Below are 26,470 nucleotides of genomic sequence, written 5' to 3'. Positions count from 1 at the left end.
ATTCAAAACCGCCGGGGCTCTAATCGCCGCTGGATGAAAGTTCAGTGGCAGGTCACCTCAAAACGACATCAGCCAACCATCATGTGATGATTTCGCTTATCAATCAACCTTAAGGCGCAGATAATTTATGTGCGTATAATAATCAGCGGAGAAGTGGTCAAGGGTTGGGAATACCCCGCCAAAAATGACGTGAACTGAAGCGGGTGAAGCTCCTAAATGGAGCGGGTGAAGGGAATCGAACCCTCGTATTCAGCTTGGGAAGCTGCTGCTCTACCATTGAGCTACACCCGCGATGCGCTGAGATTTCCAACAGATGGGGGCCGCTGTCAAGTCGCGTCGAGTGCAGCCTGTCAGATGCGGAAGTGCTTCGAGAGTTTGAGGCCCTGGGCCTGGTAGTTGGAGCCGAGGCCGGAGCCGTAGAGGCTGGCCGGCTTTTCCTGCATGTGTTCGTAGACGAGGCGGCCGACGATCTGGCCGTCTTCGAGGATGAAGGGGACTTCGTGGCTACGCACTTCGAGCACGGCGCGGCTGCCGCGGCCGCCGGCCGGGGCGTGGCCGAAGCCGGGATCGAAGAAGCCGGCATAATGGACGCGGAATTCGCCGACCAGTGGGTCGAAGGGGGTCATTTCGGCGGCATAATCCGGCGGCACATGCACGGCCTCGCGCGAGACGAGGATATAGAACTCATCCGGATCGAGGATCAGTTCGTTGCGGCCGCGGCTATAGAGCGGCTCCCAGAAGTCGAAGATATCGTGCTGATCTTTCTCGTCGACATCGACGACGGCTGTGTGGTGCTTGCCGCGATAACCGATCAGGCCGTCCTTGTCTCCGCTGAGATCGATCGACAGCGCGATGCCGCCGCCGGAGACGTTCGGCTGCTTGCTGGCGACCAGCGTCTCGCTTTCATGCAGTTTCAGAAGTTCCGGCTCGCCGAGCAGCGAATGGCCGACGCGGAAGCGGATCTGCGACAGGCGCGAGCCGCGGCGCACGACGATCGGGAAGGTGCGCGGGCTGATTTCCAGATAGAGCGGGCCGGCATAGCCAGCCGGGATCTTGTCGAATTCCTGGGCGTAATCGGTGATGACGCGGGTGAAAATGTCCAGTCGGCCGGTCGAGCTCTTCGGGTTGGCCGAGGCGGACATTTCGGCCGGCAATGCCAGGCTCTCCATCAGCGGCACGATGTAGACGCAGCCGGTTTCGAGCACCGCGCCTTCGGAAAGGTCGATCACGTGCAGGCTGAGGCGATCGAGCTTGTCCGCCACCAGATGCGAGGGGCCGGGCATGAAGCTGGCGCGCACGCGAAAGGCCTTGGCGCCTAAGCGCAGGTCGAGGCTTGCCGGCTGGATCTGGTCGCGGTCCAGCTCCCGTTCGGAGATCAGACGCCCCGTTTCGAACAGCGCTGCGATCGCGCGGTCCGCCAGAATTCCCGTTTCACGAGCCATCATGCCTCATCCATCATTTGCCGCCGACAAAACCAAATACGGGGAATTGACGCAAGCAGCTAACAGCAGTATTGCAGAATTATCCCGTGGTGATTTGGCCGGTCGGCTTGCAGCCACGTTAAACAAGTGGCTAAAAAGACCGGGTTGAAACCGGTCTGCTTTTGCGACCGGTTTTTTTGTTATGTGAAGGTGATGGCATGAGCAAGACTTGGCGCCCGGCAACCCAACTCGTCCACGGCGGAACCTTGCGTTCGCAATATGGCGAGACATCCGAGGCAATCTATCTCACGCAGGGCTTCGTCTACGAAACGTCCGAGGCGGCCGAAGCCCGCTTCAAGGGCGAGACCGACGGTTACATCTACGCCCGCTACGGCAGCCCGACCAACGACATGTTCGAAAAGCGCATGTGCATGCTCGAAGGCGCCGAAGACGCCCGCGCCACCGCGTCCGGCATGGCGGCGGTCAGCGCGGCCATCCTCTGCCAGGTCAAGGCAGGCGACCACATCGTTGCCGCGCGCGCCCTCTTCGGCTCCTGCCGCTGGGTGGTGGAAACATTGGCGCCGAAATACGGCATTGAATGCACGCTGGTCGACGGCCGTGATCTCGCCAACTGGGAACAGGCAATCCGGCCGAACACCAAGGTGTTCTTCCTGGAAAGCCCGACCAACCCGACGCTCGAGGTGGTCGATATCGCAGGCGTTGCCAAGCTCGCCAACCAGATCGGCGCCAAGGTCGTCGTCGACAATGTCTTCGCGACACCGCTCTTCCAGAAGCCGCTGGATCTCGGCGCCCATATCGTCGTCTATTCCGCCACCAAGCATATCGACGGCCAGGGCCGGTGCCTGGGCGGCGTCGTTCTGGCCGACAAGGACTGGATCGACGAGAACCTGCACGACTATTTCCGCCATACCGGCCCGGCCATGTCGCCGTTCAATGCCTGGACGCTGCTGAAGGGCATCGAGACGCTGCCGCTGCGCGTCAGGCAGCAGACGCAGAATGCGGCGAAGATCGCCGATTTCCTCGCCGAGCAAGGCAAGGTCGCCAAGGTGATCTATCCCGGCCGCAAGGACCATCCGCAGGCCGATATCATCGCCAAGCAGATGACCGGCGGCTCGACCCTCGTCGCCTTCGAGCTGAAGGGCGGCAAGGAGGCGGCCTTCGCGCTGCAGAACGCGCTCGAGATCATCAAGATTTCCAACAATCTCGGCGACAGCAAGAGCCTGATCACCCATCCGGCGACGACGACGCACAAGAACCTGTCGGAAGAGGCGCGCGCCGAACTCGGCATTTCCCCGGGCACGGTCCGCCTTTCGGCCGGCATCGAGGATACCGACGACCTGATCGAGGATTTCGCCAAGGCGCTTGCCAAGGTCTCGGCCTGATCGACGACAATGGCGGCCGGACCTCATTTGGGGTTCGGCTTGCCAGGGTTCGGCCGGGCCGGACTTCTCGAAGATCCGGCCGGGGGAACAAGTTCGGCCGTGCCGGCGTTCGGAATTGGAATTAACGCTGACAATTAGGCTTAACGATCGAAACACCTTCGATCATGACCGTTTTATTCACGATCAACGTTCCGTTTCTTGACGGACAGGCCCTCTTATAAGATACGGGTAACATATCTTGACTAAGGTGCAAGGCATGTATCGCGCCCTCACAAAAGATATCGAAGTCGTCGTCGAACCATTCTATCTGGAGGAGCAATCCGATCCGGACGACGATCGCTATGTCTGGGGTTACCGGATTGTCATCAGCAACAATTCCGGCATCGCCGTCCGCCTGGTCAACCGCTACTGGAATATCACCGACCAGAACGGACAGGTGGACGAGGTGACCGGCCCCGGCGTCGTCGGCGAACAGCCGCGTCTCAGCCCCGGCGACACCTACGAATATTCCTCCGGCTGCCCGCTCGACACCCCCTCCGGCCTGATGTTCGGCCATTATCAGATGGAAACGGACGAAGGCGAGATGTTCGATGTCGACATCCCCGCCTTCTCGCTGGATTCACCAGGGCTGCTGCGCGTGCTCAACTGACGGGTTGCTTTGTCAGTTCGAACACGAACGCCGCGCTTGCCGCATGGGTCCTCGGGCTTGACCCGGGGACCCATGCGGCAAACACTGCGCGTGGATGAGGTCGGATGCAACCTTCCAGTCAGTGCCAACATGGACGCCGTACCCGCGGCCGCGGATCCTCAGCCTTGACCGGTCAACAACCGACTAAAGGTCAAAAGGATCCGAGGCCTGGGTGCCTGGCTTTGCTTCGAACGGATCTTTTGATTGGGGCGGTGCCGGCTGTTTTGCGACCGCAGCGTTTACCGCCTTCTGGCAGGTGAGCAACTCACCCGTTGCCCTGACGGAGTTTTTCAAACTCAGGGCAACAATCTGTTTTCCGTTAAAGGTGGCGCGAAAACTCAGTTTACGAGCGAACTCGGCAATGAGACCGGAATCCTTGAAATCGATCCATAGTCCCTTGAAGCCATCAAGATCGAGAGCGCTCGCATTCGCCGTCCATTGAGAACGATCTAACGACAGTTCGATGGGATATTGCTTTCCCACTTCCAAGGATTTCCAGTTCGGATTTGCGAACACTATGTAAAAGGGGCTTTCCTTTTTTGAATAATTGAGGCCCAGACGAAAAACGGTGCCGTCATCAAAGGACGTGAGAACAAAACAGCCGTTGCCTAAGGTCGGATCGACAGCCACGGTCCAGCCGCCAACCTCTTTCCATTTGATTGTTTCGTCGTCAGCCAAGACAATCCGTGGCATCACTGCAATGAATGCGAATACAAAATACAAAAGCCGCATTGACGTCCCGCCCCGAACCAGCTGCGATAATAGGGCACAGTGACTACCAAAAGCCGAGCCACTGTGCCGCTGCATGCGCATCTTTTTCGCGCTACGCGCGACTAATGTTATTCCGCCGGCTGAAGTTCCGCCGGCTCGAAGCGGTAGGTGGTCGAGCAGAATTCGCAGGTGACGGCGATCTCGCCATTTTCCTGGCTGGCCTCGATCTCCTCGGCGGTGAAGCCTTTCAGCACGCCCTTGATCTTGTCGCGCGAACAGCTGCAGCGGTCGAAGACCGCGCGCGGTTCGTAGACGCGAACACCGCGCTCGTGGAACAGGCGGAACAGCAGCCGCTCGGTGCCGACCTGGGGGTCGGTCAACTCGTCGGCATCTATGGTTTCGACCAACGAACGGGCTTCGGTCCAGGAGTCGTCCTCGCCATGCGGGCGGCTGCCGGTGTCGCCGTCGCCTCCATGCAGATCGGGCTGGCGCATGCGCTCGGGCGCCTCAGGCAGGAACTGGGCGACAAGGCCGCCGGCCCGCCAGCGATGGCGCGGCTTGCCCGCCTCGTCGCGATCGAGGAGTTCGGCCGCGGCCAGGCGCACGCGCGTCGGGATCTGCTCCGACTGGCGGAAATAGACGCCGGCGATCTCCTCCAGCGAGGTGCCGTCGAGCGCGACGATGCCCTGATAGGGCTGGCCGAACTTGCCCTGGTCGATGGTGAAGGCGAGCACGCCACGGCCGAGCAACTGCTCCGGCTCGGTTTCGCCAGCTTCAACGGCCTTGTTGAGCAGCGCCTGATCGAAACGGGCATAGGCGCGGACATTTTCCGGCGTCGAGAAATCGGCGACGAGAAGATCGACCGGGCCATCGCCCTTGGTCTGCACCGTAAACTTGCCGTCGAACTTCAGCGATGTGCCGAGCAGCACCGTCAGCACCACGACTTCGGCAAGCAGCCGGGCGACGGGGGCGGGGTAATGATGGCGCTCGAGGATCGCATCGAGCATCGGGCCGAGCTGGACGGCGCGGCCGCGCACATCCAGACCCTCCACCTGAAAGGGGACGACATGGTCATCGCCGGCGAAATCGAACTGGCCGAGGGCGGCTGCAGCTTCTGCCATGGATTCACTCCTAGTTTTCAAGCGAAAGGACAGTGTGCCCTTCGCTCGCGCGGCCGCGCGTTTTTCACACGCGGCGTCCGATTATGGTTCAGATCGCGCCCAGGCACCAAGCAAGAATCGACTTCTGCGCATGAAGACGGTTTTCCGCCTCATCGAAGACCACGGATTGCGGGCCGTCGATCACCTCGTCCGTCACTTCCTCGCCGCGATGCGCGGGCAGGCAATGCATGAACAATGCATCGCTGCCGGCCTTCGCCATCAAGGCCGCGTTGACCTGGTAAGGCTGGAAGACGTTGTGACCCCGGGCCCGATGTTCCTGATTCATGGAGACCCAGGTATCGGTCACCACGCAATCGACGCCTTCGACCGCTCGGTCGGCATCATGGCAGAGCATGATTTCGGCGCCCTCATTGCGGGCCCAGTTCAGATAGTGATCCTTGGGCTCCGAACCAAGGGGTACGGCCATGTTCATGCGATAGCCGAAACGCGCAGCACCCTCGACCAGCGAATGTAGCACATTGTTGCCGTCGCCGGTCCAGGCGATGGTCTTGCCCTTGATCGGGCCGCGATGCTCTTCGAAGGTCATGATGTCGGCCATGATCTGGCAGGGATGGGTATCATCCGTCAGCGCATTGATCACCGGCACCGTCGCATGCTCGGCAAGCTCCTTGAGCCTGGAATGTTCTGTGGTTCGGATCATGATCGCATCGACATAACGCGACAGCACCTTGGCGGTGTCGCCGATCGTCTCGGCGCGGCCGAGCTGCATCTCGGTGCCGGACAGGAACAATGTTTCGCCGCCGAGCTGGCGCATGCCGACATCGAAGGAGACGCGGGTGCGGGTCGACGGCTTCTCGAAGATCATCGCCAGCATCTTGCCGGCGAGCGGCTTGTCGCCCTTGCCGGCCTTAAAGGCCTGCTTGCGGGCGAGCGCATCGTTCATGATGGTTCTGAGGTCGGCTGAGGTGACGGCCGAAAGATCGAGGAAATGTTTAGGAGCCATGTTCTTACCTGTCGTGCGCCCGCAGGCACAATCCTTTCAAGCCGTCTTCTTGACCTTGGAGGCGCGGATGCTCTCGGCGGCGCGCTCGATGCGGGCAAGGCCCTCGCGGGCTTCCTCGGCGGTGACGACGAGCGGCGGGAGAAGGCGGATGACGTTGTCGCCGGCGGGAACGCCGAGCAGATGTGCGGCGCGGATCGCCTGCAGCAGTTCAGCCGAGGGAATAGCAGCCTTGACGCCGAGCAGCAGCCCCTCGCCTCGGATATCCTCGATCACATCGGGATAACGATCCTTCAGCGAGGCGAGGCCCTGGCGGAAGACGAGGGCGACGTCGCGCACCTGCTGGAGGAAGCCATCGGCGAGGATGATGTCGAGCACGGCGCCGCCGACGGCCATGGCGAGCGGATTGCCGCCATAGGTCGAGCCGTGCGTGCCGGCCTGCATGCCGGAGGCGGCCTCTGACGTGGCCAGGCAGGCGCCGAGCGGGAAACCGCCGCCGATGCCCTTGGCGACCGCCATGATGTCGGGGGTGACGCCCGACCACTCATGGGCAAAGAGCTTGCCGGTGCGGCCGACGCCGGTCTGGACCTCGTCGAGGATCAGCAGCAGGCCGTTTTCGTCGCAGATCTGGCGCAGCGCCCTCATGAATTCGGGGGTGGCGGGGCGCACACCGCCCTCGCCCTGCACCGGCTCGATGAGGATGGCCGCCGTCGCATCGGTGATGGCGGCGCGGACCGCTTCGATATCGCCGAAAGCCACCTGATCGAAGCCCGGCGCCTTGGGGCCGAAACCTTCGAGATATTTCTCCTGGCCGCCGGCGGCGATGGTCGCGAGCGTGCGCCCATGGAAGGCGCCTTCGAAGGTGATGATATGGAAGCGCTCGGGATGGCCCTTGGAAAACTGGTAGCGACGCGCCGTCTTGATCGCGCATTCGAGCGCCTCGGCGCCGGAATTGGTGAAGAACACCTTGTCGGCGAAGGTCGCGTCCGTCAGCCGCTTGGCCAGGCGCTCCTGGCCGGGGATTTCATAGATGTTGGAGAGGTGCCAGACCTTGTCGGCCTGCTCCTTCAAGGCGCCGACCACATGCGGGTTGCTGTGTCCGACCGAGGTAACGGCGACGCCGGCGCCGAAATCGAGATAACGCTCGCCGCCTTCGGTGATCAGCCATACGCCCTCGCCTCGCTCGAACCGCAGCGGGGCACGAGAATAGGTGTCATAAAGCGGCGCGGCTTCGGCCATGGCGCGGGTCTCCCGATCAGCGTTGTCTAGCAACGGACTCCGGCTAAGAAAACCAGGCCCGAAAAATCAAAAATGCCGCCTTGCGGCGGCCAGCGGTACTATTTCCTTTTCGCGCTGCAATGTCAACAAAACTGCGCCCTTAGCGCATGCAGCAAGGTTGTACAGCGGTGTTTTCGACCTTCAACAGGCAATATTGCAGAAATGCCACGCCGGGGCAGCAAGTTGGGGAAAACTCCGAATTCGATTCATCCGGATTCATGCGACTCTTGTCACGGAGTCAGGCTCACACTAGGTTAAAGTTCAATTACTAGACTGCATGCGGCGGAACTAGTCACCAAAATTGATCAGGCGTTTCTTGTTTCGGAGGCTTCCGGGACAACGGTGAGGGATTCTGCCATCACCAACGCGAAAGGTGGAGACAGGGCATGAACTGGACAGACGAGCGGGTCGAGAAACTCAAGAAGCTTTGGGCCGAAGGACTGAGCGCCAGCCAGATCGCGGCACAACTTGGCGGTGTCAGCAGAAACGCTGTGATCGGCAAGGTACACAGGCTGAGCCTTCCCGGCCGCGCCAAGGCCGGCGGCACGGCCGCCACGGCGCGGACGCCGAAACGCAATACATCTGCGCCGCGCGCGCCGAACTACGCCTCGCGGATCGCTACCCGCACCGTCACCCGCCAGCAGGGCGCGACGATGCTGAAGGAAGAGATCGAGATCGAAACGGTCGAGGAAATGGAATACGTGCCGAGGGGCAACGTGGTCGTGCCGATCTCGCGCCGCCTCGGCCTGACGGAACTGACCGAACGCACCTGCAAGTGGCCGGTCGGCGATCCGCTGAAGGACGACTTCCACTTCTGCGGCTGCGAGTCCCCGGACAATTCGCCCTATTGCAGCTATCACCAGAAACTCGCCTACCAGCCGATCAACGAACGCCGCCGGGCAGCGGCGCGGGCAAGCTGAGCGGGTAAGGCATTATCGAGATGCAAAAACGGGCTGCAAGGCCCGTTTTTTTGTGAGTGCGTTGGGTGTGGCTGCCCCTCCGCCTGCCGGCACCTTCTCCCCGCGCGCGGGGCGAAGGGGATATGCCGCAACCTCTCGGCCCTCACCCACCTCTCGCAGAGGCACGTCCCCTCGCCCCGTTTACGGGGGTCCGAAGGACGGGTCGAGACGCGTGGCTCGACCCCGGTCGGTTAGGGTGAGGGGCGGAGCTTGCTCGACTTTGTCAGATACCCCTCAGGCTTCCATCGAATAGCCGGCGCCGCGGACGGTACGGATGACGTCTTGCATGTTGGAGAAGTTCAGCGCCTTGCGCAGGCGGCCGACATGGACGTCGACGGTGCGTTCGTCGACATAGATGTCGTGGCCCCAGACGCCGTCCAAGAGCTGCGAGCGGGAGAAGACCCGGCCGGGCGACGACATCAGGAATTCCAGCAGGCGGAATTCGGTCGGGCCGAGGCGGACTTCGCGGCTCTTGCGGTGGACGCGGTGGGTTTCGCGGTCGAGTTCGATATCGCCGCATTTCAGCACGGTCGACAGCACCTCGGGGCGGGCGCGGCGCAGCATCGCCTTGACGCGGGCAACGAGCTCGGGGGTCGAGAAGGGCTTGACGACGTAATCGTCGGCCCCCGTCGACAGCCCGCGGACACGTTCGCTCTCTTCGCCGCGCGCCGTCAGCATGATGATCGGCAGGCGCTCGGTTTCCGGCCGCATGCGCAGGCGCCGGCAAAGCTCGATGCCGGAGACGCCGGGCAGCATCCAGTCGAGGATCAGAAGGTCGGGCGTGCGCTCCTGAAGCCTGATTTCGGCCTCGTCGCCACGAAGAATGGTATCGACCTCGAAGCCCTCAGCTTCGAGATTGTAGCGGAGAAGCACGCTCAGGGCTTCCTCGTCTTCAACAACTGCAACTCTCGGGATCATGCGTGTCGGTCTCCTCGCGCATGATCCTTAAACCGGGGGTGATTTAAGCAATGCATCCTGCGCAAATTCACAAAAATCGGCTGCGACCTCTTTGCGCGCCCCACATGGGCGCGCACGCAATCGTCTGGTTTAGGCGGTTATTCCGTGACCGCGCCGACGGTGTTGGCGCTGTCGTCCTTCGGACGGTCACCTTCCGGCTGGGCGCCGGTCGCCATGTAATAGATTGTCTCGGCAATGTTGGTGGCGTGGTCGCCGATGCGCTCGATGTTCTTGGCGCAGAAGAGAAGATGCGTGCAGCTGGTGATGTTGCGCGGATCTTCCATCATGTAGGTCAAGAGCTCGCGGAACAGCGAGGTGTACATCGCGTCGATCTCGTTGTCGCGCTCGCGGATCGCACTCGCCTTGTCGGCGGCGCGTGTCGTGTAGACGTCGAGCACTTCCTTGAGCTGGACGAGCGCCAGCTCGGAGAGATGCTCGAGGCCGCGGGCGAGCTTGCGGGGAACGCCGGTGCTCTGCACGGCGATGACGCGCTTGGCGGTGTTCTTGCCGAGGTCGCCGACGCGTTCGAGATCGGCGGCGATGCGGATCGAACCCATGATTTCGCGCAGGTCGGCGGCCATCGGCTGACGGCGGGCGATGGTGACGATCGCCTTGTCGCCGATTTCGCGCTCGGCGTGATCGAGGATCACGTCGTCGGAGATGACCTTCTGGGCGAGCGCCGTATCGCCGTTGACTAGCGCCCGGACGGATTCGGCGACCATCTGCTCGGCCAGGCCGCCCATTTCGGAAATCCGCCTGGACAGGAACTTCAGATCATCATCATAGGCAGAATAAATATGTGTCGATGCCATGGGGCTTTATCCTCGAATAACGGGAAGGCTTGGTGACGCCAAAATCAGCCGAAGCGACCCATGATGTAGTCCTGGGTGCGCGGATCGTCGGGATTGGTGAACATCTTGTCGGTGTCGTTCTCCTCGACCAGATTGCCGAGGTGGAACATGGCGGTGCGCTGCGAAACGCGCGCGGCCTGCTGCATGGAGTGGGTGACGATGACGATCGTGTAGTTCTCGCGCAGTTCGTGGATCAGCTCCTCGACCTTGGCGGTGGCGATCGGGTCGAGCGCCGAGCAGGGCTCGTCCATCAGGATGACTTCGGGGCTGACGGCGACGGCGCGGGCGATGCAGAGGCGCTGCTGCTGGCCGCCGGAGAGGCCGGTGCCGGATTCATGCACGCGGTCCTTGACCTCGTTCCAGAGGCCGGCGCGCTGCAGGCTGGTCTCGACGATCTGGTCGAGATCGGCCTTCGACTTGGCAAGGCCATGGATGCGCGGGCCGTAGGAGACGTTTTCGTAGATCGTCTTCGGGAACGGGTTCGGCTTCTGGAAGACCATGCCGACGCGGGCGCGCAGTTCGACGACGTCGATATCGGGATCATAGATATCGTCGCCGTCCAGCGTGATCTTGCCGGCGACGCGGCAACCGTCGATCGTGTCGTTCATGCGGTTCAGGCTCCGCAGAAAGGTCGACTTGCCGCAGCCGGACGGGCCGATCAGCGCGGTTACGGTGTTTTCGCGGATGTTCAGGTTCACATCGAAAAGCGCGCGCTTCTCGCCGTAGTAAACCGAGACATCCTGGCCGATCATCTTATACGGGACGTTGCTCATCTTCTGATCCAGCGCCTTTTCAACTGCAGCTTCCGTCAACATGTTCATGATCTGTAACTCCGTTTACCAGCGGCGCTCGAAGCGACGACGCAAGAGGATGGCGCCCATGTTCATGACGATCAGGAACAGGAGCAGGACGATGATGGCACCCGAAGTACGCTCGACGAAGGCCCGTTCGGCCTCGTTGGCCCACATATAGACCTGCACCGGCAGGGCCGTCGAGGGATCGAGCGGTGTCGTCGGCGCGTTGGCGACGAAGGCGACCATGCCGATCAGGAGCAGCGGCGCGGTTTCGCCGAGCGCGTGCGCCAGGCCGATGATCGTGCCGGTCAAGATGCCGGGCATGGCGAGCGGCAGAACATGGTGGAACACCATCTGCATCTTCGAAGCGCCGAGGCCGAGCGCTGCGGCGCGGATCGACGGCGGCACAGCGCGGAGCGCCGCACGGGTGGCGATGATGATCGTCGGCAGGGTCATCAGCGTCAGCACCAGGCCGCCGACCAGCGAAGCCGAACGCGGTAGGCCGACGAAGTTGATGAAGACGGATAGGCCGAGCAGGCCATAGACGATCGAAGGGACGGCGGCGAGGTTGTTGATATTGACCTCGATCAGGTCGGTCAGCCGGTTCTTCGGGGCAAACTCCTCGAGATAGATCGAGGCGGCAACGCCGATCGGCAGAGCGAGCGCCAGCACGATCAGCATCAGGTAGAGCGAGCCGATGAGGGCGACGCCAAGGCCTGCAGCCTCAGGACGGCTGGAATTGCCGTTGACGAAGAGGCCGGTGTTGAACTGCTTGTGCAGAGCGCCGCTCGCCTTCAGCTCGTTCATCCAGCCAACCTGCTTGTCGTTGACCTTGCGGTTCTTCTCATCGACCGAAAGGTCGATCTGGCCCTTGTTGGCGCTGTCGACATTGGCGTCGGCGAGCACGGTGACATTGACCGTCTTGCCGATGATCGTCGGGTCGGCGACGACCATGTCGCGCAGCTGGATCGGCGCGCCCTTGGAGAGCATGGCGGCTGCATCGCGCACGTCAGGCTTGCTCGAGGCGTTGATATTCAGCTGCTTGACGATCGCGTCGCGCAGCAGAACCGGATAATTGGCGGCAATCAGCACCGAAGGGTCGGTCGCACGCTTATTGCTGGGGTCGATCGTCTTCTCGGTGAATTCGATCGGCAGGGTGATCGCCGTCTGCTGGAAGGCGGTGTAGCCTTTGCCGATCACCGTCCACAGCAGGATGAACAGGAAGACGAGACCGAAGGTGATGGCGGCGATGCCATAGGCCTGGAACCGGCGTTCGGCGGCGTAGCGGCGCTTGATGCCGATATCGCGGCGCGCTGGCGCCTTGGAGACGGTGACGCCTGATGTGGGAGAAACAATATCCGTCATTCGTACTGCTCCCGGTATTTGCGCACGATGTAGAGCGCATAGATGTTGAGGCAAAGCGTGATGCAGAACAGCGTGATGCCAAGAGCGAAAGCAACCAGCGTCTGCGGCGAGGTGAACTCGAGGTCGCCGGTCAGCTGATTGACGATCTTGACGGTCACCGTCGTCATCGGCTCGAAAGGATTGATCTGGATGCGGGCGGCGACACCGGCGGCCAGCACGACGATCATGGTTTCGCCGATGGCGCGCGAGGCGGTCATCAGCAGCGCGCCGACGATGCCGGGAAGAGCGGCCGGCAGAACCACTTTCTTGATGGTTTCGGAGCGGGTGGCGCCGAGACCGAGCGAACCGTCACGCAGTGCCCGCGGCACGGCGGTGATGATGTCGTCCGACAGCGAGGAGACGTAGGGGATCAGCATGATGCCCATGACGATGCCGGCGGTCAGAACGCTCTGCGCCTGGATGAAGTTGGTGTAGTTGCCGGAGAGCAGGCCGCTGATCTGAGCGGAGAAATCGCGCAGGAACGGGCCGACGGTGACGAGCGCGAAGAAGCCGTAGACGATCGTGGGAATGCCGGCCAGCACTTCGAGCAGCGGCTTGGCGATCCCGCGCAGCTTCGGCGAGGCGTATTCAGCCATGTAGATGGCGGCAAAGAGGCCGACCGGCACGGCAACCAGCATGGCGACCAGGCCGATATAGAGCGTGCCGAGCAAGAGCGGGATCAGGCCGAACTGGCCGAAGGACGAACTGCCGGCGCCGGCAAAACGCGGGTCCCAGACGGTGCCGAAGAAGAAGTCGGCGGCGGGAACAGCGGCAAAGAAGCGGGCGGCTTCCGACAGCATGGAGAGCACGATGCCGATCGTCGTCAGGATGGCGATCGACGAGGCGAGCAGCAGGCCCCAGAGCATGACGCGCTCGACCCGGTTGCGGGCGCGGAAGCGGGGCGCGATGGCGCGCAGCGCATAGAAGGCGCCGGCAACGGCGAGAATGAAGACGACCGCCGTCATGGCGAGGCGGCTCGATGTGCTCATGGCGTTGAGCGTCTTGGCGGCGCCGAGCATGTAAGGCAGCGGCTGGCCGGCAAGCGGCACGCCCTTTTCGCTGAGCTTGGCCTGGAGAGCCGCCGGATCGGTGCCGACTGCTGCGGTTTCATCCGCGGTCAACATCGTCAGGCCGCGGGCAAGCGTCGCCACCATGGAATAACCAAGATCCTGCTCGACGGCGGGCTGAGCCTTGACCTCGTCAGGGAAGTGGCTGCGAACCGAGGACTGGATGATGCCGGGGCTGACCGAGAGCCAGACGCAGAGGATGATGAGGGCGGGAAGAACCGCCCAGATCGCCGCATAGGCGCCGTAATAGGCCGGCCGTGAATGCAGAGCGGAGGATTTGCCTCCGGCAAGAGCCGAGGCCCGGCTGCGCGCGACCAGATAGGCGGCGGCGCCGATCACCACAAGGCACAAAAGTATGATGGATGTGCTCATTCGTTACGTCCCCAGGCCCGCAGCCCCAAAAAGCCCAATCATGCGGAATGAATTCAACCCTGCGGCGGCGGCAACGCCGGCGCGAGGGGGTAAGTCAATGCCGGCGCGGGCTTTGCAGCGCCGCGCCGGCAAAGTGATCACATGGACTTGCCGGCTTCGACGTCCTTGCGGATCGCGTCGCGCTCGGCATCGGGAGCAGCAACCAGGCCGTATTCGACGAGCGGGCTGTCGGGGCCGATCATCTGGTCGGATACGAAGAAGTTGACATATTCCTTCAGGCCCGGAACGGCGCCGAGATGCGCCTTCTTGACGTAGAAGAACAGCGGGCGGGAAACCGGGTAGGTGCCGTTGGCGATCGTTTCCGTCGACGGAACGATACCGCTCATGCTCGCAACCTTGAGCTTGTCGGCGTTGTTTTCGTAGAAGGAGAGGCCGAATACGCCGACGCCGGTCTTGTTGGCGGCGATGCGGGCGAGCGTTTCCGGATAGTCGCCGTCGATGTCGACAGCAGCGCCGTCCTTGCGGACTGCGACGCAGGCCTTCGTCTGAGCGGCCTTGTCGGAGATTTCCTTGGCGATGACGTCGAGAGCACCCGAAGCCTTGCAGCCGGCAGCGAGAACGTTCTGTTCGAAGACTTCGCGGGTGCCGTGCTTTTCGCCCGGGATATAGGCGGCGATATCAACAGCCGGAAGCTTCGGGTTGACTTCCGACCACTTCTTGTAGGGGTTGGCGACGAGCTTGCCGTCGACGACGACCTGGGCTGCGAGGGCCTTGTAGATATCTGCGGGGACGTAGGCAACATCCGGATTGGAAGAGTCGGTTGCGAAGACGATGCCGTCATAACCGATCTTGACTTCCTGGATGTCGGTTACGCCGGCAGCCTTGCAGGCTTCGGCTTCGTTCTTGTTGATCGGACGCGAAGCGTTGGCAATGTCGATGGTGTCTTCGCCAACGCCCTTGCAGAATTCCTTCAGACCAGCGCCCGTGCCGCCGGATTCAACGACCGGCGTCTTGAAGTTGGTGAAGGTTTCGCCGAAGGACTCGGCAACGATCTTTGCGTAAGGCAGGACGGTGGACGAACCAGCAACCTGAATCTGGTCGCGGGCGACGGCAGCGCCAGCGAAAGCGGCGGTTGCAGCGAGCGCGGCAACGGTGAGCTTGAAGGTGTTCATTAGAAATCTCCCGCATTGGGCTTGTGTGAGTGCGGCCTTTCGAGAGGCCCTCGCAGTGCCTTTTTTCATCGGCGGGACTCTCTTAGCGCTGTAAGCACCGTCCTTTTATGTCAAATCGGTGAAACATTTGTGACAGGTTAAGTTGTTGATATTCAATATCAATTTCTACACACCTGGAGTGGATGCGTCACAGGGATCTGAATTTTTGGCCGCTTAACTACTTTGTGTTGCAGAACCACATAGCACACCAGAAAGTGAAGACTCTTGCATCCTTTCATTGAGATCGTACCGTGTGTCTGCCCCTCATCCGCCTGCCGGCACCTTCTCCCCGTTTTACGGGGAGAAGGGGATAAGCCGCGACCTCTCCGTCCCTCGCCAACGTCTCGCGGGGCAAGTCCCCTCTCCCTGTTTTTACGGGGAGAGGGTTAGGGTGAGGGGCAGGCAACAGCACGCCATCGCTAATCGCCCGCTGCCGGAAAGAACCGCAAATCCGTCGCCTCGACACGTTCGACCAGCCGTCCCTCGCAAATCGCAACGATCGTCTCCAGCACGGACGACAGTTCTCTGAGCACATCCACGTTCCAGAAGCGAACGACCGACCAGCCGTTGCCGGTCATGAAGACATCCCGAATTGCGTCGCGTCGATTGCCTGCGTGTTGGCTGCCGTCGATTTCGATCACCAGCCGCAGTTCACGGCAGGCGAAATCCGCAAAATAGGGACCGATCGGCAATTGCCGGACGAATTTATGTCCGTTGAGCCGCCGATCGCGCAGCTCATTCCATAGTTTGCCTTCCGCGTCATTGTCCGACTGACGCAACGATCGCGCTCGGGCGGTGGTTTTCGGCTTAGGGCCTCTCATCGATGTCGTTCCGTGTGATTTGCCCCTCACCCTAACCCTCTCCCCGTTTTACGGGGAGAGGGGACGTGCCATACGAGAGCGACAGGTCCCCTCTCCCCGCCTGCGGGGAGAGGGTTAGGGTGAGGGGCAGCCTCTCCATTCGGTCATTAGAACCGCACGGTGAAATCGGTGCCCTTGCCGACTTCTGACTTGACGATCAGCCGCGCCCTGTGGCGGGTGAGGATGTGTTTGACGATGGCGAGGCCGAGGCCGGTGCCTTTTTTCGAGCGGCTGTCCTCGATGCTGACGCGGTAGAAGCGCTCGGTCAGGCGCGGCACATGCTCGGCCGGAATGCCCGGTCCCTTGTCGACGATGCTGACCTCGACGGGCTGGCCGGCGCCGTTCTTCAGCCAGACATCGACGATCTTGCCCTCCTGGCCGTATTTGCAGGCATTTTCCATCAGGTTCTCGAACACCTGGACGAGTTCGTCGCGGTCTCCCAGCACCTCGACCTTGCCGTCGGGCAGATGCAGGTCGATGTCGACGCCGACATCTTTTGCGAGCGGCACCAGCGAATCCCGGACATGGCCGAGCAGCGGCACCAGATCAACCTTCTCATCCGGCGCGATATGTGATTTCAGCTCCAGCCGGGACAACGACAAGAGGTCGTCGACCAGCCGGCTCATGCGCGTCGCCTGGTCGAACATGATGGCGAGGAAACGCGCCTGCGCCTTCAGATCGTTCTTCGCCGGCCCCTGGATGGTCTCGATGAAGCCGCGCAGCGAGGCAAGCGGCGTGCGCAGCTCATGGCTGGCATTGGCGACGAAATCCGACCGCATGCGGTCGATGCGGCGAACCTCTGAAATATCGCGGAAGGAGAGGATGAAATAGCGCTCATGCGGCCCGCCCTCGGCCGAAAATTCAATAGGCGCGCTGCGGACGATATAGACGCGCTCCGACGGCAGCCGCTCGGCATGCTCGATCTGGTTCGGCGCGTTGGTGGCGATGGTTTCGCGCACCATGTCGAGCACGCCTGGTGAACGCATGCGGCCCGATATATGGGCGCCGAGCGCCACCTCGCCGAAGGCCTTTTCGGCTGCCCGGTTCTGGAAGAGCACCGAGGCATCGTCCGACAGCACCATGACCGGGATATCGAGGCCGGCGAGCGTGGCGGACACCTCCGGCAGGCGGCTCGGCAACACCTCCGGCTTGATCTCAACGGGCTCGGCCGGTTCTGCCTTGATATCAGGCGCCTCATTGAAAAGCGCGGTGACGACCATAACGAGCAGCAGGATGAGCACCACCCATTTGTTCATGCCGGCGGCAAGCGCGGCGAGCGCGCTGAGGATCGCCGCCAGCAGCACCGGCCGTTCGCGCCGGATGCGCGCCAACAGGCTTTTTCTCCACGGAGTTTCGTCTTGCAAGTGCCCTCGCGGCGTCGATTCGTGTTTCTTATATTGAACTCTGCCTGATAGCGGCAATTCATGACAGAAATTTTCGGGTTGCCGCTTCGATGCGAAAGGCCGCAGCCGAACCCGCGAAAAATTATCGGCGAATGCGAGAGATTTGATTTTCAACGGTAAATATGTTCGCCTGCAGGAAAGAAGCGATCGGGCTTAAGGAGGAGCATATGGCCGAAACCGTCGAAAGCAGGGCCGTGGAGCTGGAGATCCACGGAAAGCAACGCATCTTCGATGTCGACGATCCCATCCTGCCGGACTGGGTGGAGGAACACGCGCTTGCCTCCGGCGACTTTCCCCACAAGAAGAAGCTGAAGGAAGAGGACTATGTCGAGCAGCTGGAAAAGCTGCAGATCGAGCTCGTCAAGGTGCAGTTCTGGCTGCAGGCATCAGGCAAGCGGGTGATGGCGCTGTTCGAAGGGCGCGATGCGGCCGGCAAGGGCGGCGCCATCTCCGCCTCCTCGGAGAATATGAACCCCCGCCTTGCGCGCGTCGTGGCGCTGACCAAGCCGACCGAGCGCGAACAGGGGCAATGGTATTTCCAGCGTTATGTCGCGCAGTTCCCGACCGCAGGCGAATTCGTGCTGTTCGACCGCTCCTGGTACAACCGCGCCGGCGTCGAGCCGGTGATGGGCTTCTGCACGCCGCAGCAGTATGAGGATTTTCTCAAGCAGGCGCCGCAGCTCGAAAAGATCATCGCCCATGAGGGCATCTTCTTCTTCAAATTCTATCTCGATATCGGCCGCGAAATGCAGCTGAAGCGTTTCCACGACCGCAGGCACGATCCGCTGAAAGTCTGGAAACTGTCGTCGATGGACATTGCCGCGCTGACGAAGTGGGGCGATTACAGCGAAAAGCGCAATCGCATGCTGAAGGAAACCCATACGGATTTCGCGCCCTGGACGGTGATCCGCGCCAACGACAAGCGGCGGACGCGCCTCGAACTCATCCGCCACATGCTGAACCGGATGGATTATGACGGCAAGGACGAGAAGGCGCTCGGCACGGTCGACAAGGAGATCATCGGGTCAGGGCCCGGTTTCTTGAAGTAGGGTTTTCTGACGAGGCACGCCGGGGCTACCGGCTTTGCCGGGGCCGGGCCACCAGCTTTGCTGGGAGGACCGAGGCCATCGGCTTCGCCGAGGCTGGGATTATTGCCCCGGCAGGATGCGGATGGCGAAGAGGTTGATGCCGCGCGCCTTGCCGTCGAGATCGCTATTGATCGTCAGCGTGCCCGGTGCATTCGGCGCCAGCGAGCGGTCGAACTTCACCTGCAGCAGCGCATCCGATTTTTCGCGGGTGACATTGAAGCGATGGCGGGCGCAATTGCCGAGCGACTGGAAATTGCATTCGACGGTCACCTGCGTCGGCTCGTCACTTGTGGATTGCAGCGTCAGCGCGATCGTCGAGGATTTGCCGGCAAGCTGCTGCAGCACCGATGCGGGCACGCTGATCGAGATATTGCCGTCGGCCGCACCGCTCTCGGAAATCAGGCGGACGGCGGGGCCGTCATTCTCGGCGATCTTTTCGGTGCGCGCCCGCGGGCCGCTCTGGATCTTGTCGGCGTCATCAGGCTTGAACAGCGGGATCCAATCGGCCGAAAAGCTGTTCTGCGGATCGATGGTCACCGGCTCGTCGGTGTGAGGGGCGGCATTGCCGGCGCTGTCGTCATTGCCGGTGAAATCCTCGGGCTGGGTGCTGGCGGGCGGATTGGCGACGCTGGTGTCGCGCTCGGCGGCCGTCATCAGCAGGCCTGATGTATGCGCCCACCAGGCGCCGATGCCGATGAAGGCCAGCAGCACGCACCAGACGAGAAGCCTGGAAAAGAATTTGCGCGGCTTGCGGCGGCCTGCCGCCCGCTCCGGGCGGAAATCCATGTTGGTGGCGCGCTGACCGCGGGCAAGCCGCTCCTCACCGACCGGGGCGGCAGCCAGATGATCGGCCCTGCCGGCATGCACGTCGTCGAGGCTGAAATCGTCGCCGCGGCTGTGGGCCACCTCGGGAGCGCGGGTCCCGCCTGCAGCCACGGGGCCGTCGATGAGATTGTCGATATCGCCGACATCACCCGTTTGAACCGGCGGCGCCGGCATTTCCACGACGGGCGGAACGGGCACTTCAGGCGGCCTCTGGCGCGGGTGCAGGCGGTCGCGCTCCTCGCTCTCGATGGCGTGGATGGTGCTTTCCAGGCGATGGCGATGATGGGCAACGACCTCGGTCTCGGTGATATCCTGCTTGCGCAGGCCGGCTTCAAGCGCCTGGCGGGCCGACTGGTAGATCCTCGCTCGAACCTCCGGATTGTCGCGATCGGAATTGTCGAGCGCTGTTCTGATGGCCGTTTCTAATCCGCTCACTTCAAGTCCTTCACCTTGAACCCGGCATCGGACTGCAATCCCCGCCGTTCTCCATCAAAATTCGGTAGCGGCAAGTGCGGCAAACCGCAAGCCTTGCAGGCCAGGCTGTAGCGGATCGGCGGGGATAATCGCCAGGTTTTGCCGCTTGCGGACCTTATTCTACCAGCTTTGTCAGCCGCATATATTCGGGCAGAAATCGACGAAGGCGTGGCGGCCGCTCTTTTATCGGCTTTTCTTCTCTGTTATGAGATTGACGTTTTCGTAAACGTCAATGGAAGCGTCCACCATGGCCCTGCCCCCGATCCTCCGGGATAAATTGAGACTGCCGGTCATCGGCTCGCCGCTGTTCATCATCTCGCATCCGGCGCTGACGCTGGCGCAATGCAAGGCGGGTATCATCGGGGCGTTTCCGGCGCTGAACGCCCGGCCGGCAAGCCAGCTCGACGAATGGCTGGCCGAGATCACCGAAGAGCTTGCCCGCCACGACGCCGCCCATCCCGACAGGCCGGCCGCCCCCTTTGCCGTCAACCAGATCGTCCACATGTCGAACAAGCGGCTGGAGCATGATCTGTCGCTCTGCGTCAAATACAAGGTGCCTGTTGTCATCTCCTCACTCGGCGCCGTGCCCGAGGTCAACGCCGCCGTGCATTCCTATGGCGGCATCGTGCTGCATGACATTATCAACAACCGCCACGCCCATTCGGCCATCCGCAAGGGCGCCGACGGGCTGATTGCGGTGGCGGCCGGCGCCGGCGGCCATGCCGGCACGCTGTCGCCCTTCGCGCTCGTCCAGGAAATCCGCGAATGGTTCGACGGGCCGCTGCTGCTTGCCGGTGCCATTTCGACCGGCGGCGCCATTCTTGCCGCAGAAGCGATGGGCGCCGACATGGCCTATATCGGCTCGCCCTTCATCGCCACTGAAGAAGCGCGCGCCACTGAACCCTACAAGCAGGCGATCGTCGAAGGCGCTGCCAGCGATATCGTCTATTCCAACTATTTTACCGGCGTGCACGGCAACTATCTCAAACCCTCGATCGTCGCCGCCGGCATGGACCCGGACAACCTGCCCGCCGCCGATGTCTCGAAGATGGATTTCGAACAGGCGGTCGGCGGCGCCAAGGCCTGGAAGGACATCTGGGGCAGCGGCCAGGGCATCAGCGCCGTCAAGGCCGTCGAGCCGGTGGCCAAACTCGTCGACCGGCTGGAGGCCGAATACAAGGCCGCCCGCGCCCGGCTTCGCCTCTGAACCTGAACTCGCCGCCCCTGCCCTCTTTTTTGCCAAAGCCATGACAGGGCGCTTGAAATCTTCGGACAATGGCTGTATCAGCGCCATGCAAATCGCGGGCCGCATGCTTCGGCCGTGAGATGCCGCTTTAGCTCAGGTGGTAGAGCACATCATTCGTAATGATGGGGTCGCAGGTTCGAGTCCTGCAAGCGGCACCATTTTCCTAAATCAACACTTGAAACATGGGTTCTGACGGCAGGACTCAAAATTCAGACGTCATAGGGGCGAACCTGACCACCCGTAGCCACACCCCGCCACATGGGAAGAGAACGGAGGATACAGAGCCATCATCTTGAAGTCTTCGTGAACAGCGGAGATTCGTATCGTTCTACTGAGAATGCTTGGGAGGCATTCTCTCGCGTCGCAAGCGTTATAGTGTCTAGATAGCGCGAGATGGAGGACGTCCACAAACTCTTTGCAGCAGACGATGTCTGCAGCGGCCCTTCCTTGTAAAGTCTGCACAACAGCGGCTTTAACGGCCGCAGGATTGGCCAAAGCGACCTTTGACTTTGCAAATATGTAGCGCACGGCATTGCTGATATCGACAGCCAAATTCCTCGAGTTCAAAAAGCGATTGTATTTAAGCTCGTCAAAATCCAAATTAGCGGTGTGGTCCTGGGAGTATATTCTCAGAGCTCCAACAGCAGATGCTGCCTCGCAAATTTTATCAAATTCCGCTTTCGCTTGCGCCGCGCCGACTGTGTCTCTCATAAACTCCGACAAGATGCGCTGAAATATCCTGTTTTCAAGCAACTCCATTTCAAGATCGTATCGGCTAGTCACAAGGAGTAACACTCCGCTGGATAACCCGGTCGACACATCGTCATTGTCTCGGTCGCGTAAGAATACTGAGCCCTCATCGATGCCTTTTTGAGGAGCCATTCGGTACACAGCCATAAGGGTTTCCTTGCCATCGCAACTGAGAATGTTTGAGCGAGGAACTCGCAACGCGTTGGCTAGGACATCAACGTCGCTGTCACCTTCAACAATCAGAAACACTTCCTTTTTTGCGCTCCGCATCGCAAGCAACGTCGCGGCTTTGCTCTCGGCATCAAGATGTCTGTCTACAGAGTTCATTTAGACTTGGTCCGCCAGATCTACTAGAAGGTGTTTAAAACCCTGGAAAATTTGCGGGGAGTGAGTTGCAATAATGCTCTGGAACGGATTGGCCGACTGAATCCGTCTTAGATCCGACATGAACTCTAGTTGCCACACGACATGCAGTGAAATCTCTGGCTCATCAATCAAGACAAGCGACTCGCTCGGAGTCTCAAATATCAGCTTGAAAAGCATAATAAATTCATGCTTTTCTCCGGAACTCAGCCCTTCCAATTTCAACGAAATTCCGTCGCGGTAGACCGATGCGCCAAAGTCACGACCAATTGAAAGCTTTTTGGGCCTAAGTTTGCTAGACATCAGCTCACGGAATACTGATATCTTCGGAAAGATCTCGTCGTAGGTTCGCAGCTTCTCCTGAGAATCTTCGACGTAGATCTGCAGCGCATCCACAACCTTCGGCAGCAGATCATCGTCCGTTGAGATAATATTATCCGCCTGTTCGAACAGAATACCGGCTTCAGTGAGCGCTGCTCGCTGTTTTTCAATTCCGATAAGACTCTTCCTTAGATCATCGGGATTCGGGCTGATCCCATCCCGAGCACGGGCTATCAATCTATTTGGAAAAGAACGATCCAGAGTTTGTGAGGTTGCGGCATAGTCTGAGTAGTTTTTATGCAGCAGCTTTGAAAGACTTGCGACTTGCCTCAGTATTTCTTCCTGAGAGGCGCCCTTCTCACCGTCTTGAGAAGTTGGTTTGGAATACAGCAAGCGTTGCGTTTCGATGAACACGCATTCAATCGGCTCCACACCCGACCAAACTGCAGAAGGCGCAACAGCGGTTAGCATTTCCCGGACACGAGGATCTGCTGCGATTTCGTGATAGTATTTCACCAGCGCTTCGCTGATAGGAAGGCTCACACCTTCGCGCAAATCCCTAACCATTGACGAGGATTCTGGCGACAGGAAGCGAACTCGTTCAAGCGCACGCAGTACCATTCGGTGATTAAGATTTTCGAGATGCGGTGGATCTTCGATAACTTCTTCGCCCGAAGCGTCATACCGCTTCATCGATACCCAGCTATGTTGTTCTTGCAACTCAGCAAAGCGAACCCAATCCGGATCCAAGACAGTCTTGTGACGTAGCGAGGGTTCATACCGAACTCGCTCTTCGTCTAGAGTCCTATCGAACTTCCACGTGGTGCCGTCCTGAAAGTTGATCTCCAGTGTCTGGAACGTATGGCTGGCTGTTCGTCGCAGGTTGAGGCTTAAGCAATCTTTTATCAGTGAGAGCAGTGCCGTTTTGCCGTAGCCATTGGGCGCGATGATGATGATGGTATCCGCGCCGTCAGGAAACGTTATCTCGTAGTCGAACACGCCCTGCAATCGTTCAACCGCAACCCGCCTGATCTTCTTTCCTAAGCTCACTTAGGTAGCCCTCTCTAAAACCCCATTCACAGCCATACGTCGCTGACCGGAAGCTCGGGTACTATCTGTGATATGACTTGATAAAGTGTAACTAGAGTATGTCGAGTGGCAATGGTTCGTCAAAGCTCAACCGTAAGTCAATCGACGCTGGTTTGCGACTGCGATTGTCCTCACGTCGAATGCTCCGTAAAGAGCAGATGCGGATCGGCGCAGAATTTCTCCTGCAAGGGAACCAGATTCGCAACCGGAAAGCGGAAGGGGAGGCGCCCCTTGGACCAGATGCCCTTGGTCCTGATCGGCATGTTTCCGCATCCAAGGGCGGGAGGTCCTCGCGGAGGTTTTACGGACACAGATCGCTGCGGTATTGGTGACGCAGGTGAGGTGAAAAACGGTGATATCACGGGCCGCAATGGCTTATAGCTGGTTGATGAACGGCCCGCTGTACTTCGTGCCGCAATTGATTCAGATCACCTGCTTGACGCCGCCGCTCGCAGCCATCCATCATCTTCCGTCATTCCATTCCAAACGGCGGCTTAAAGTCCGTATCGTCTCAATAATCAAGTCGCCGACAGCGTCGACATCGAGATTGTGATTTCGGGGCCACCGCGATGAATTCCGAGAGCGCAAAAACGCTGTGATTGCCATTCTCCAGGCAGATTTCGCCTCTAAGCAAACGACCGTGATGCCGTGGGCATGTGAGGAACAATGCCCCGCCAAGCAGGATTTCTCACTGAGACAACAAGCACGGAGAACATCATGTCCTGCAAACTCATCGCAATATCCCTCCTTTCCATCGGCCTTGCCGGCTCGGCCATGGCTCAGACGGCTGGTGGAGCGAATTCCAGCGGGCGGCTTTCGGTGGCGCCTGTTATCAGCGGCTCGGGAAGTTCCGGCTCGGGCTCGGCGGGCACCGGATCCGGCGGCACCGGTTCAACGGGCAGCGGGTCCGTCGGCACCGATCCCGGCACGACCGGCAGCACGAGCGGCAATGGCGGCGTTGAGCTCAACAGTGGCCGCAGCACGATCAATCCCGGCGGCGTGAATCCTGATCTCAAGCCGACGCCGGGTTGCACCGCCGGCTCCGGGGATACCGGCTCGGGCGGCGAGGCCTGCCCGCAGTGAAGATAGTCGGATGTCCGCCTTATAGAATGAGGGCCGGGGGCTGAGCGCCGGGCCTTCGTTGCGGCTGCCGTGAAACCGCATAAAACAACGGCTAGCGTGAGAACTGCTTTACCGGCCGGTTTCCAGGACGTAATAGTACCGCAACCCTCCGCAAGCGGCGATCGCCCTACCCAGCCCGCCATTTTCCGGCGTCCGCGGAGTACCCGAAGAGGATCGTCATGTCGAATGCAGCGCATCGCTCGAACCGCGTGCTTGTCGTCGCGACCATCATGTTCGCGACCTTCATGGTGGCGATCGAGGCGACGATCGTGGCGACCGCGATGCCCCGCATCGTCGGCCAGCTCGGCGGTTTTTCCTATTACAGCTGGGTGTTTTCGGCCTTCCTGCTGGCGCAGTCGACGACGACGGTGATCTACGGCAAGCTTTCCGACATATTTGGGCGCAAGCCGGTGCTGATCGGCGGCATCCTGATCTTCCTTCTCGGCTCTTTGCTCTGCGGGCTTGCCTGGTCGATGATGTCGCTGGTGCTGTTCCGGCTGCTGCAGGGCCTGGGTGCCGGCGCCATCCAGCCGGTGACGATGACGATCATCGGCGATCTTTTCAAGCTCGAGGAGCGCGGCCGCGTGCAGGGCGCGATGGCGACAGTCTGGGCGACCTCGGCCGTCGTCGGGCCGCTGGCCGGCGGCATCATCGTCGACAATATTTCCTGGGCCTGGATCTTCTGGATCAACCTGCCGATCGGCATTCTCTCGATCATCGCCTTCATGATCTTCCTGAAGGAGGAGGTGGCGCACAAGCAGGCAAAGATCGATTACCTCGGATCGGTGCTGTTTTCGATCTCGATCGTGGCGCTGCTCGTCATGCTGACGGAAACCGATGCCAGCGCCTGGATCCTGCTTTCGCTTTTCGCCGTCTTCGTCATTGCGGGTCTGCTCTTTCTCGCCCAGGAGAAACGGGCGCCGGAACCGATCATTTCGATCCCGCTCTGGAGCCGCCGGCTGATCGCCACCAGCAATGCGGCGACGCTGCTCGCCGGCATGGCGCTGATCGGGCTTTCCACCATCCTGCCGATCTATGTGCAGGGCGTGCTCGGCCGCTCGCCGATCGTTGCCGGCTTCACGCTGACCATGCTGGTGGTCGGCTGGCCGCTGGCAGTGATGCTTTCCAGCCGCTTCTATAAAGCCTTCGGCATTCGCCGGACGCTGCGCGTCGGCAGCCTGCTGTTTCCGTTCGGCGCCTGTTTCCTGCTCTTCCTGACGCCGGAGAGTTCGCCGGCATTGGCCGGCGCCGGCTCCTTCTTCATGGGCTTCGGCATGGGCCTGATCAGCCTCACCAGCATCGTGCTGGTACAGGACAGCGTCGAATGGTCGATGCGCGGCAGCGCCACCGCCTCGATCATCTTTGCCCGCAGCCTCGGCAATACGCTCGGCGCCACCGTGCTCGGCGCCATCCTCAATGCCGGCATCAATCATTATGCCGGCGGCGAGGCGGCGGCCGGCCTGCACGAGGCGCTGAACCAGCCGACCGGGCTTTCGGCGCTTGCCGCCGACCCGGCGATCCGCGCCGTCTTCAATGCGGCGCTGCATTGGAGCTTCTGGGGCGTGGTGGTCGTTGCGGTGCTGACCTTCTTCACCACCTGGCTGATCCCGGTGGCGCCGAGCCGGAAACGCGAGGGCGCGGCTCCGGCTGCGGCAAGCGAGGCGGCTTCGCATTAGGCGGTTCGGTCGGGCC

General features: G+C 60.9%; 24 protein-coding genes, 2 tRNA genes and 1 riboswitch. Of the genes, 8 read left to right on the top strand and 18 right to left on the bottom strand.

Annotated features, from left to right (window positions below; genetic code table 11):
- Positions 1 to 217: 217 nt before the first annotated feature.
- Positions 218 to 291: transfer RNA gene (locus tag AF337_RS11405), tRNA-Gly, on the bottom strand.
- 59 nt (positions 292 to 350) lie between these two features.
- Positions 351 to 1,445 (bottom strand): 2'-deoxycytidine 5'-triphosphate deaminase, encoded by a 1,095-nt coding sequence (locus AF337_RS11400; RefSeq protein ID WP_049732268.1) that lies wholly within the window; start codon positions 1,443 to 1,445, stop codon positions 351 to 353.
- Positions 1,446 to 1,518: 73 nt separating this feature from the next.
- A riboswitch (SAM riboswitch) is annotated at positions 1,519 to 1,597 on the top strand.
- A 42-nt stretch (positions 1,598 to 1,639) separates the two neighbouring features.
- Between AF337_RS11400 and AF337_RS11395 the strand changes: the two genes are divergently transcribed.
- Positions 1,640 to 2,824 carry an O-succinylhomoserine sulfhydrylase gene (locus AF337_RS11395; protein WP_049732267.1) on the top strand — a complete coding sequence of 395 codons (1,185 nt, stop codon included), beginning with the start codon at positions 1,640 to 1,642 and terminating at the stop codon, positions 2,822 to 2,824.
- Between the two features lie 256 nt (positions 2,825 to 3,080).
- Complete coding sequence (gene apaG / locus AF337_RS11390; protein ID WP_049732266.1) at positions 3,081 to 3,473, top strand: Co2+/Mg2+ efflux protein ApaG; 393 nt, start codon at positions 3,081 to 3,083, stop codon at positions 3,471 to 3,473.
- 183 nt (positions 3,474 to 3,656) lie between these two features.
- On the opposite strand, the gene AF337_RS11385 is transcribed toward apaG, so the two are convergent.
- The 4 genes from AF337_RS11385 to AF337_RS11370 form a co-directional block, all read right to left on the bottom strand.
- On the bottom strand, positions 3,657 to 4,244 hold the full coding sequence (locus AF337_RS11385; protein WP_049732271.1) for a hypothetical protein: 588 nt from the start codon (positions 4,242 to 4,244) through the stop codon (positions 3,657 to 3,659).
- 107 nt (positions 4,245 to 4,351) lie between these two features.
- Complete coding sequence (locus AF337_RS11380) at positions 4,352 to 5,344, bottom strand: Hsp33 family molecular chaperone (protein ID WP_049732265.1); 993 nt, start codon at positions 5,342 to 5,344, stop codon at positions 4,352 to 4,354.
- Positions 5,345 to 5,432: 88 nt separating this feature from the next.
- Complete coding sequence (gene argF / locus AF337_RS11375; protein WP_003570603.1) at positions 5,433 to 6,347, bottom strand: ornithine carbamoyltransferase; 915 nt, start codon at positions 6,345 to 6,347, stop codon at positions 5,433 to 5,435.
- Between the two features lie 36 nt (positions 6,348 to 6,383).
- Entirely contained in the window at positions 6,384 to 7,583 is a 1,200-nt protein-coding gene (locus tag AF337_RS11370; protein WP_049732264.1) for an aspartate aminotransferase family protein, read from the bottom strand.
- A 425-nt stretch (positions 7,584 to 8,008) separates the two neighbouring features.
- Here AF337_RS11370 and AF337_RS11365 point away from each other — a divergent pair, with 425 nt between their 5' ends.
- Positions 8,009 to 8,542: a GcrA family cell cycle regulator gene (locus AF337_RS11365; RefSeq protein ID WP_049732263.1), complete on the top strand. Its 534-nt coding sequence runs from the start codon at positions 8,009 to 8,011 to the stop codon at positions 8,540 to 8,542.
- A gap of 273 nt (positions 8,543 to 8,815) precedes the next feature.
- Here the strand turns inward: AF337_RS11365 and phoB are convergent, their stop codons facing one another.
- The 8 genes from phoB to phoR form a co-directional block, all read right to left on the bottom strand.
- Complete coding sequence (gene phoB / locus AF337_RS11360) at positions 8,816 to 9,499, bottom strand: phosphate regulon transcriptional regulator PhoB (protein WP_003570612.1); 684 nt, start codon at positions 9,497 to 9,499, stop codon at positions 8,816 to 8,818.
- A 137-nt stretch (positions 9,500 to 9,636) separates the two neighbouring features.
- Entirely contained in the window at positions 9,637 to 10,350 is a 714-nt protein-coding gene (gene phoU / locus AF337_RS11355; RefSeq protein WP_003570614.1) for a phosphate signaling complex protein PhoU, read from the bottom strand.
- A 44-nt stretch (positions 10,351 to 10,394) separates the two neighbouring features.
- Complete coding sequence (gene pstB / locus AF337_RS11350; RefSeq protein WP_049732262.1) at positions 10,395 to 11,210, bottom strand: phosphate ABC transporter ATP-binding protein PstB; 816 nt, start codon at positions 11,208 to 11,210, stop codon at positions 10,395 to 10,397.
- A 15-nt stretch (positions 11,211 to 11,225) separates the two neighbouring features.
- Positions 11,226 to 12,548, bottom strand: coding sequence for a phosphate ABC transporter permease PstA (gene pstA / locus AF337_RS11345; RefSeq protein WP_049732261.1), 1,323 nt, complete (start codon positions 12,546 to 12,548; stop codon positions 11,226 to 11,228).
- Positions 12,545 to 14,026: a phosphate ABC transporter permease subunit PstC gene (pstC, locus tag AF337_RS11340; protein WP_049732260.1), complete on the bottom strand. Its 1,482-nt coding sequence runs from the start codon at positions 14,024 to 14,026 to the stop codon at positions 12,545 to 12,547. The genes pstA and pstC overlap by 4 nt, the downstream gene beginning before the upstream one ends.
- Before the next feature lie 137 nt (positions 14,027 to 14,163).
- Entirely contained in the window at positions 14,164 to 15,198 is a 1,035-nt protein-coding gene (locus AF337_RS11335) for a substrate-binding domain-containing protein (RefSeq protein ID WP_049732259.1), read from the bottom strand.
- 458 nt (positions 15,199 to 15,656) lie between these two features.
- The gene (locus AF337_RS11330; RefSeq protein ID WP_049732258.1) at positions 15,657 to 16,058 is read right to left on the bottom strand and encodes an endonuclease domain-containing protein; all 402 of its coding nucleotides are present in this window, start codon (positions 16,056 to 16,058) and stop codon (positions 15,657 to 15,659) included.
- A gap of 146 nt (positions 16,059 to 16,204) precedes the next feature.
- Entirely contained in the window at positions 16,205 to 17,428 is a 1,224-nt protein-coding gene (phoR, locus tag AF337_RS11325; protein WP_049732257.1) for a phosphate regulon sensor histidine kinase PhoR, read from the bottom strand.
- Between the two features lie 239 nt (positions 17,429 to 17,667).
- Here phoR and ppk2 point away from each other — a divergent pair, with 239 nt between their 5' ends.
- Positions 17,668 to 18,549, top strand: a complete 882-nt coding sequence (gene ppk2 / locus AF337_RS11320) for a polyphosphate kinase 2 (protein ID WP_049732270.1) — start codon at positions 17,668 to 17,670, stop codon at positions 18,547 to 18,549.
- Positions 18,550 to 18,648: 99 nt separating this feature from the next.
- Here the strand turns inward: ppk2 and AF337_RS11315 are convergent, their stop codons facing one another.
- Positions 18,649 to 19,848 carry a hypothetical protein gene (locus tag AF337_RS11315; protein WP_049732256.1) on the bottom strand — a complete coding sequence of 400 codons (1,200 nt, stop codon included), beginning with the start codon at positions 19,846 to 19,848 and terminating at the stop codon, positions 18,649 to 18,651.
- Between the two features lie 286 nt (positions 19,849 to 20,134).
- Here AF337_RS11315 and AF337_RS11310 point away from each other — a divergent pair, with 286 nt between their 5' ends.
- On the top strand, positions 20,135 to 21,094 hold the full coding sequence (locus AF337_RS11310; RefSeq protein ID WP_049732255.1) for an NAD(P)H-dependent flavin oxidoreductase: 960 nt from the start codon (positions 20,135 to 20,137) through the stop codon (positions 21,092 to 21,094).
- A 121-nt stretch (positions 21,095 to 21,215) separates the two neighbouring features.
- A tRNA-Thr gene (locus tag AF337_RS11305) sits at positions 21,216 to 21,291 on the top strand.
- A 58-nt stretch (positions 21,292 to 21,349) separates the two neighbouring features.
- Here the strand turns inward: AF337_RS11305 and AF337_RS11300 are convergent.
- From AF337_RS11300 to AF337_RS46055, 3 genes are all read right to left on the bottom strand, one after another.
- Complete coding sequence (locus AF337_RS11300) at positions 21,350 to 22,210, bottom strand: DUF4435 domain-containing protein (protein WP_049732254.1); 861 nt, start codon at positions 22,208 to 22,210, stop codon at positions 21,350 to 21,352.
- Complete coding sequence (locus AF337_RS11295; RefSeq protein WP_152970983.1) at positions 22,211 to 23,617, bottom strand: AAA family ATPase; 1,407 nt, start codon at positions 23,615 to 23,617, stop codon at positions 22,211 to 22,213.
- A gap of 170 nt (positions 23,618 to 23,787) precedes the next feature.
- A complete protein-coding gene (locus tag AF337_RS46055; protein ID WP_280138842.1) occupies positions 23,788 to 23,919 on the bottom strand; it encodes a hypothetical protein in 132 nt (43 codons plus the stop codon).
- 454 nt (positions 23,920 to 24,373) lie between these two features.
- Here AF337_RS46055 and AF337_RS11290 point away from each other — a divergent pair, with 454 nt between their 5' ends.
- Together AF337_RS11290 and AF337_RS11285 are read left to right on the top strand one after the other, a co-directional pair.
- Positions 24,374 to 24,739: a hypothetical protein gene (locus AF337_RS11290; RefSeq protein ID WP_049732252.1), complete on the top strand. Its 366-nt coding sequence runs from the start codon at positions 24,374 to 24,376 to the stop codon at positions 24,737 to 24,739.
- 218 nt (positions 24,740 to 24,957) lie between these two features.
- On the top strand, positions 24,958 to 26,454 hold the full coding sequence (locus AF337_RS11285; protein ID WP_049732251.1) for an MDR family MFS transporter: 1,497 nt from the start codon (positions 24,958 to 24,960) through the stop codon (positions 26,452 to 26,454).
- Positions 26,455 to 26,470: the final 16 nt, after the last annotated feature.

The sequence above is a fragment of the Rhizobium ecuadorense genome (assembly GCF_001187535.1).
GTDB classification, from domain to species: domain Bacteria; phylum Pseudomonadota; class Alphaproteobacteria; order Rhizobiales; family Rhizobiaceae; genus Rhizobium; species Rhizobium ecuadorense.
Note: the sequence above shows the minus strand (reverse complement) of the source record. Positions and strands in the feature narration are given on the sequence as shown.

What these genes read in the sequence shown, in the direction of transcription:
- AF337_RS11285 (WP_049732251.1), top strand. Translation starts at nt 24,958, where the DNA reads ATGTCGAATGCAGCGCATCGCTCGAACCGCGTGCTTGTCGTCGCGACC.
- AF337_RS11300 (WP_049732254.1), bottom strand. Translation starts at nt 22,210, where the DNA reads ATGAACTCTGTAGACAGACATCTTGATGCCGAGAGCAAAGCCGCGACG.
- ppk2 (WP_049732270.1), top strand. Translation starts at nt 17,668, where the DNA reads ATGGCCGAAACCGTCGAAAGCAGGGCCGTGGAGCTGGAGATCCACGGA.
- phoU (WP_003570614.1), bottom strand. Translation starts at nt 10,350, where the DNA reads ATGGCATCGACACATATTTATTCTGCCTATGATGATGATCTGAAGTTC.
- AF337_RS11370 (WP_049732264.1), bottom strand. Translation starts at nt 7,583, where the DNA reads ATGGCCGAAGCCGCGCCGCTTTATGACACCTATTCTCGTGCCCCGCTG.
- AF337_RS11335 (WP_049732259.1), bottom strand. Translation starts at nt 15,198, where the DNA reads ATGAACACCTTCAAGCTCACCGTTGCCGCGCTCGCTGCAACCGCCGCT.
- argF (WP_003570603.1), bottom strand. Translation starts at nt 6,347, where the DNA reads ATGGCTCCTAAACATTTCCTCGATCTTTCGGCCGTCACCTCAGCCGAC.
- AF337_RS11395 (WP_049732267.1), top strand. Translation starts at nt 1,640, where the DNA reads ATGAGCAAGACTTGGCGCCCGGCAACCCAACTCGTCCACGGCGGAACC.
- apaG (WP_049732266.1), top strand. Translation starts at nt 3,081, where the DNA reads ATGTATCGCGCCCTCACAAAAGATATCGAAGTCGTCGTCGAACCATTC.
- AF337_RS11400 (WP_049732268.1), bottom strand. Translation starts at nt 1,445, where the DNA reads ATGATGGCTCGTGAAACGGGAATTCTGGCGGACCGCGCGATCGCAGCG.
- pstA (WP_049732261.1), bottom strand. Translation starts at nt 12,548, where the DNA reads ATGACGGATATTGTTTCTCCCACATCAGGCGTCACCGTCTCCAAGGCG.
- AF337_RS11290 (WP_049732252.1), top strand. Translation starts at nt 24,374, where the DNA reads ATGTCCTGCAAACTCATCGCAATATCCCTCCTTTCCATCGGCCTTGCC.
- phoB (WP_003570612.1), bottom strand. Translation starts at nt 9,499, where the DNA reads ATGATCCCGAGAGTTGCAGTTGTTGAAGACGAGGAAGCCCTGAGCGTG.
- AF337_RS11310 (WP_049732255.1), top strand. Translation starts at nt 20,135, where the DNA reads ATGGCCCTGCCCCCGATCCTCCGGGATAAATTGAGACTGCCGGTCATC.
- AF337_RS11365 (WP_049732263.1), top strand. Translation starts at nt 8,009, where the DNA reads ATGAACTGGACAGACGAGCGGGTCGAGAAACTCAAGAAGCTTTGGGCC.
- AF337_RS11385 (WP_049732271.1), bottom strand. Translation starts at nt 4,244, where the DNA reads ATGCGGCTTTTGTATTTTGTATTCGCATTCATTGCAGTGATGCCACGG.
- AF337_RS11380 (WP_049732265.1), bottom strand. Translation starts at nt 5,344, where the DNA reads ATGGCAGAAGCTGCAGCCGCCCTCGGCCAGTTCGATTTCGCCGGCGAT.
- pstB (WP_049732262.1), bottom strand. Translation starts at nt 11,210, where the DNA reads ATGAACATGTTGACGGAAGCTGCAGTTGAAAAGGCGCTGGATCAGAAG.
- AF337_RS46055 (WP_280138842.1), bottom strand. Translation starts at nt 23,919, where the DNA reads ATGCCGATCAGGACCAAGGGCATCTGGTCCAAGGGGCGCCTCCCCTTC.
- pstC (WP_049732260.1), bottom strand. Translation starts at nt 14,026, where the DNA reads ATGAGCACATCCATCATACTTTTGTGCCTTGTGGTGATCGGCGCCGCC.
- AF337_RS11330 (WP_049732258.1), bottom strand. Translation starts at nt 16,058, where the DNA reads ATGAGAGGCCCTAAGCCGAAAACCACCGCCCGAGCGCGATCGTTGCGT.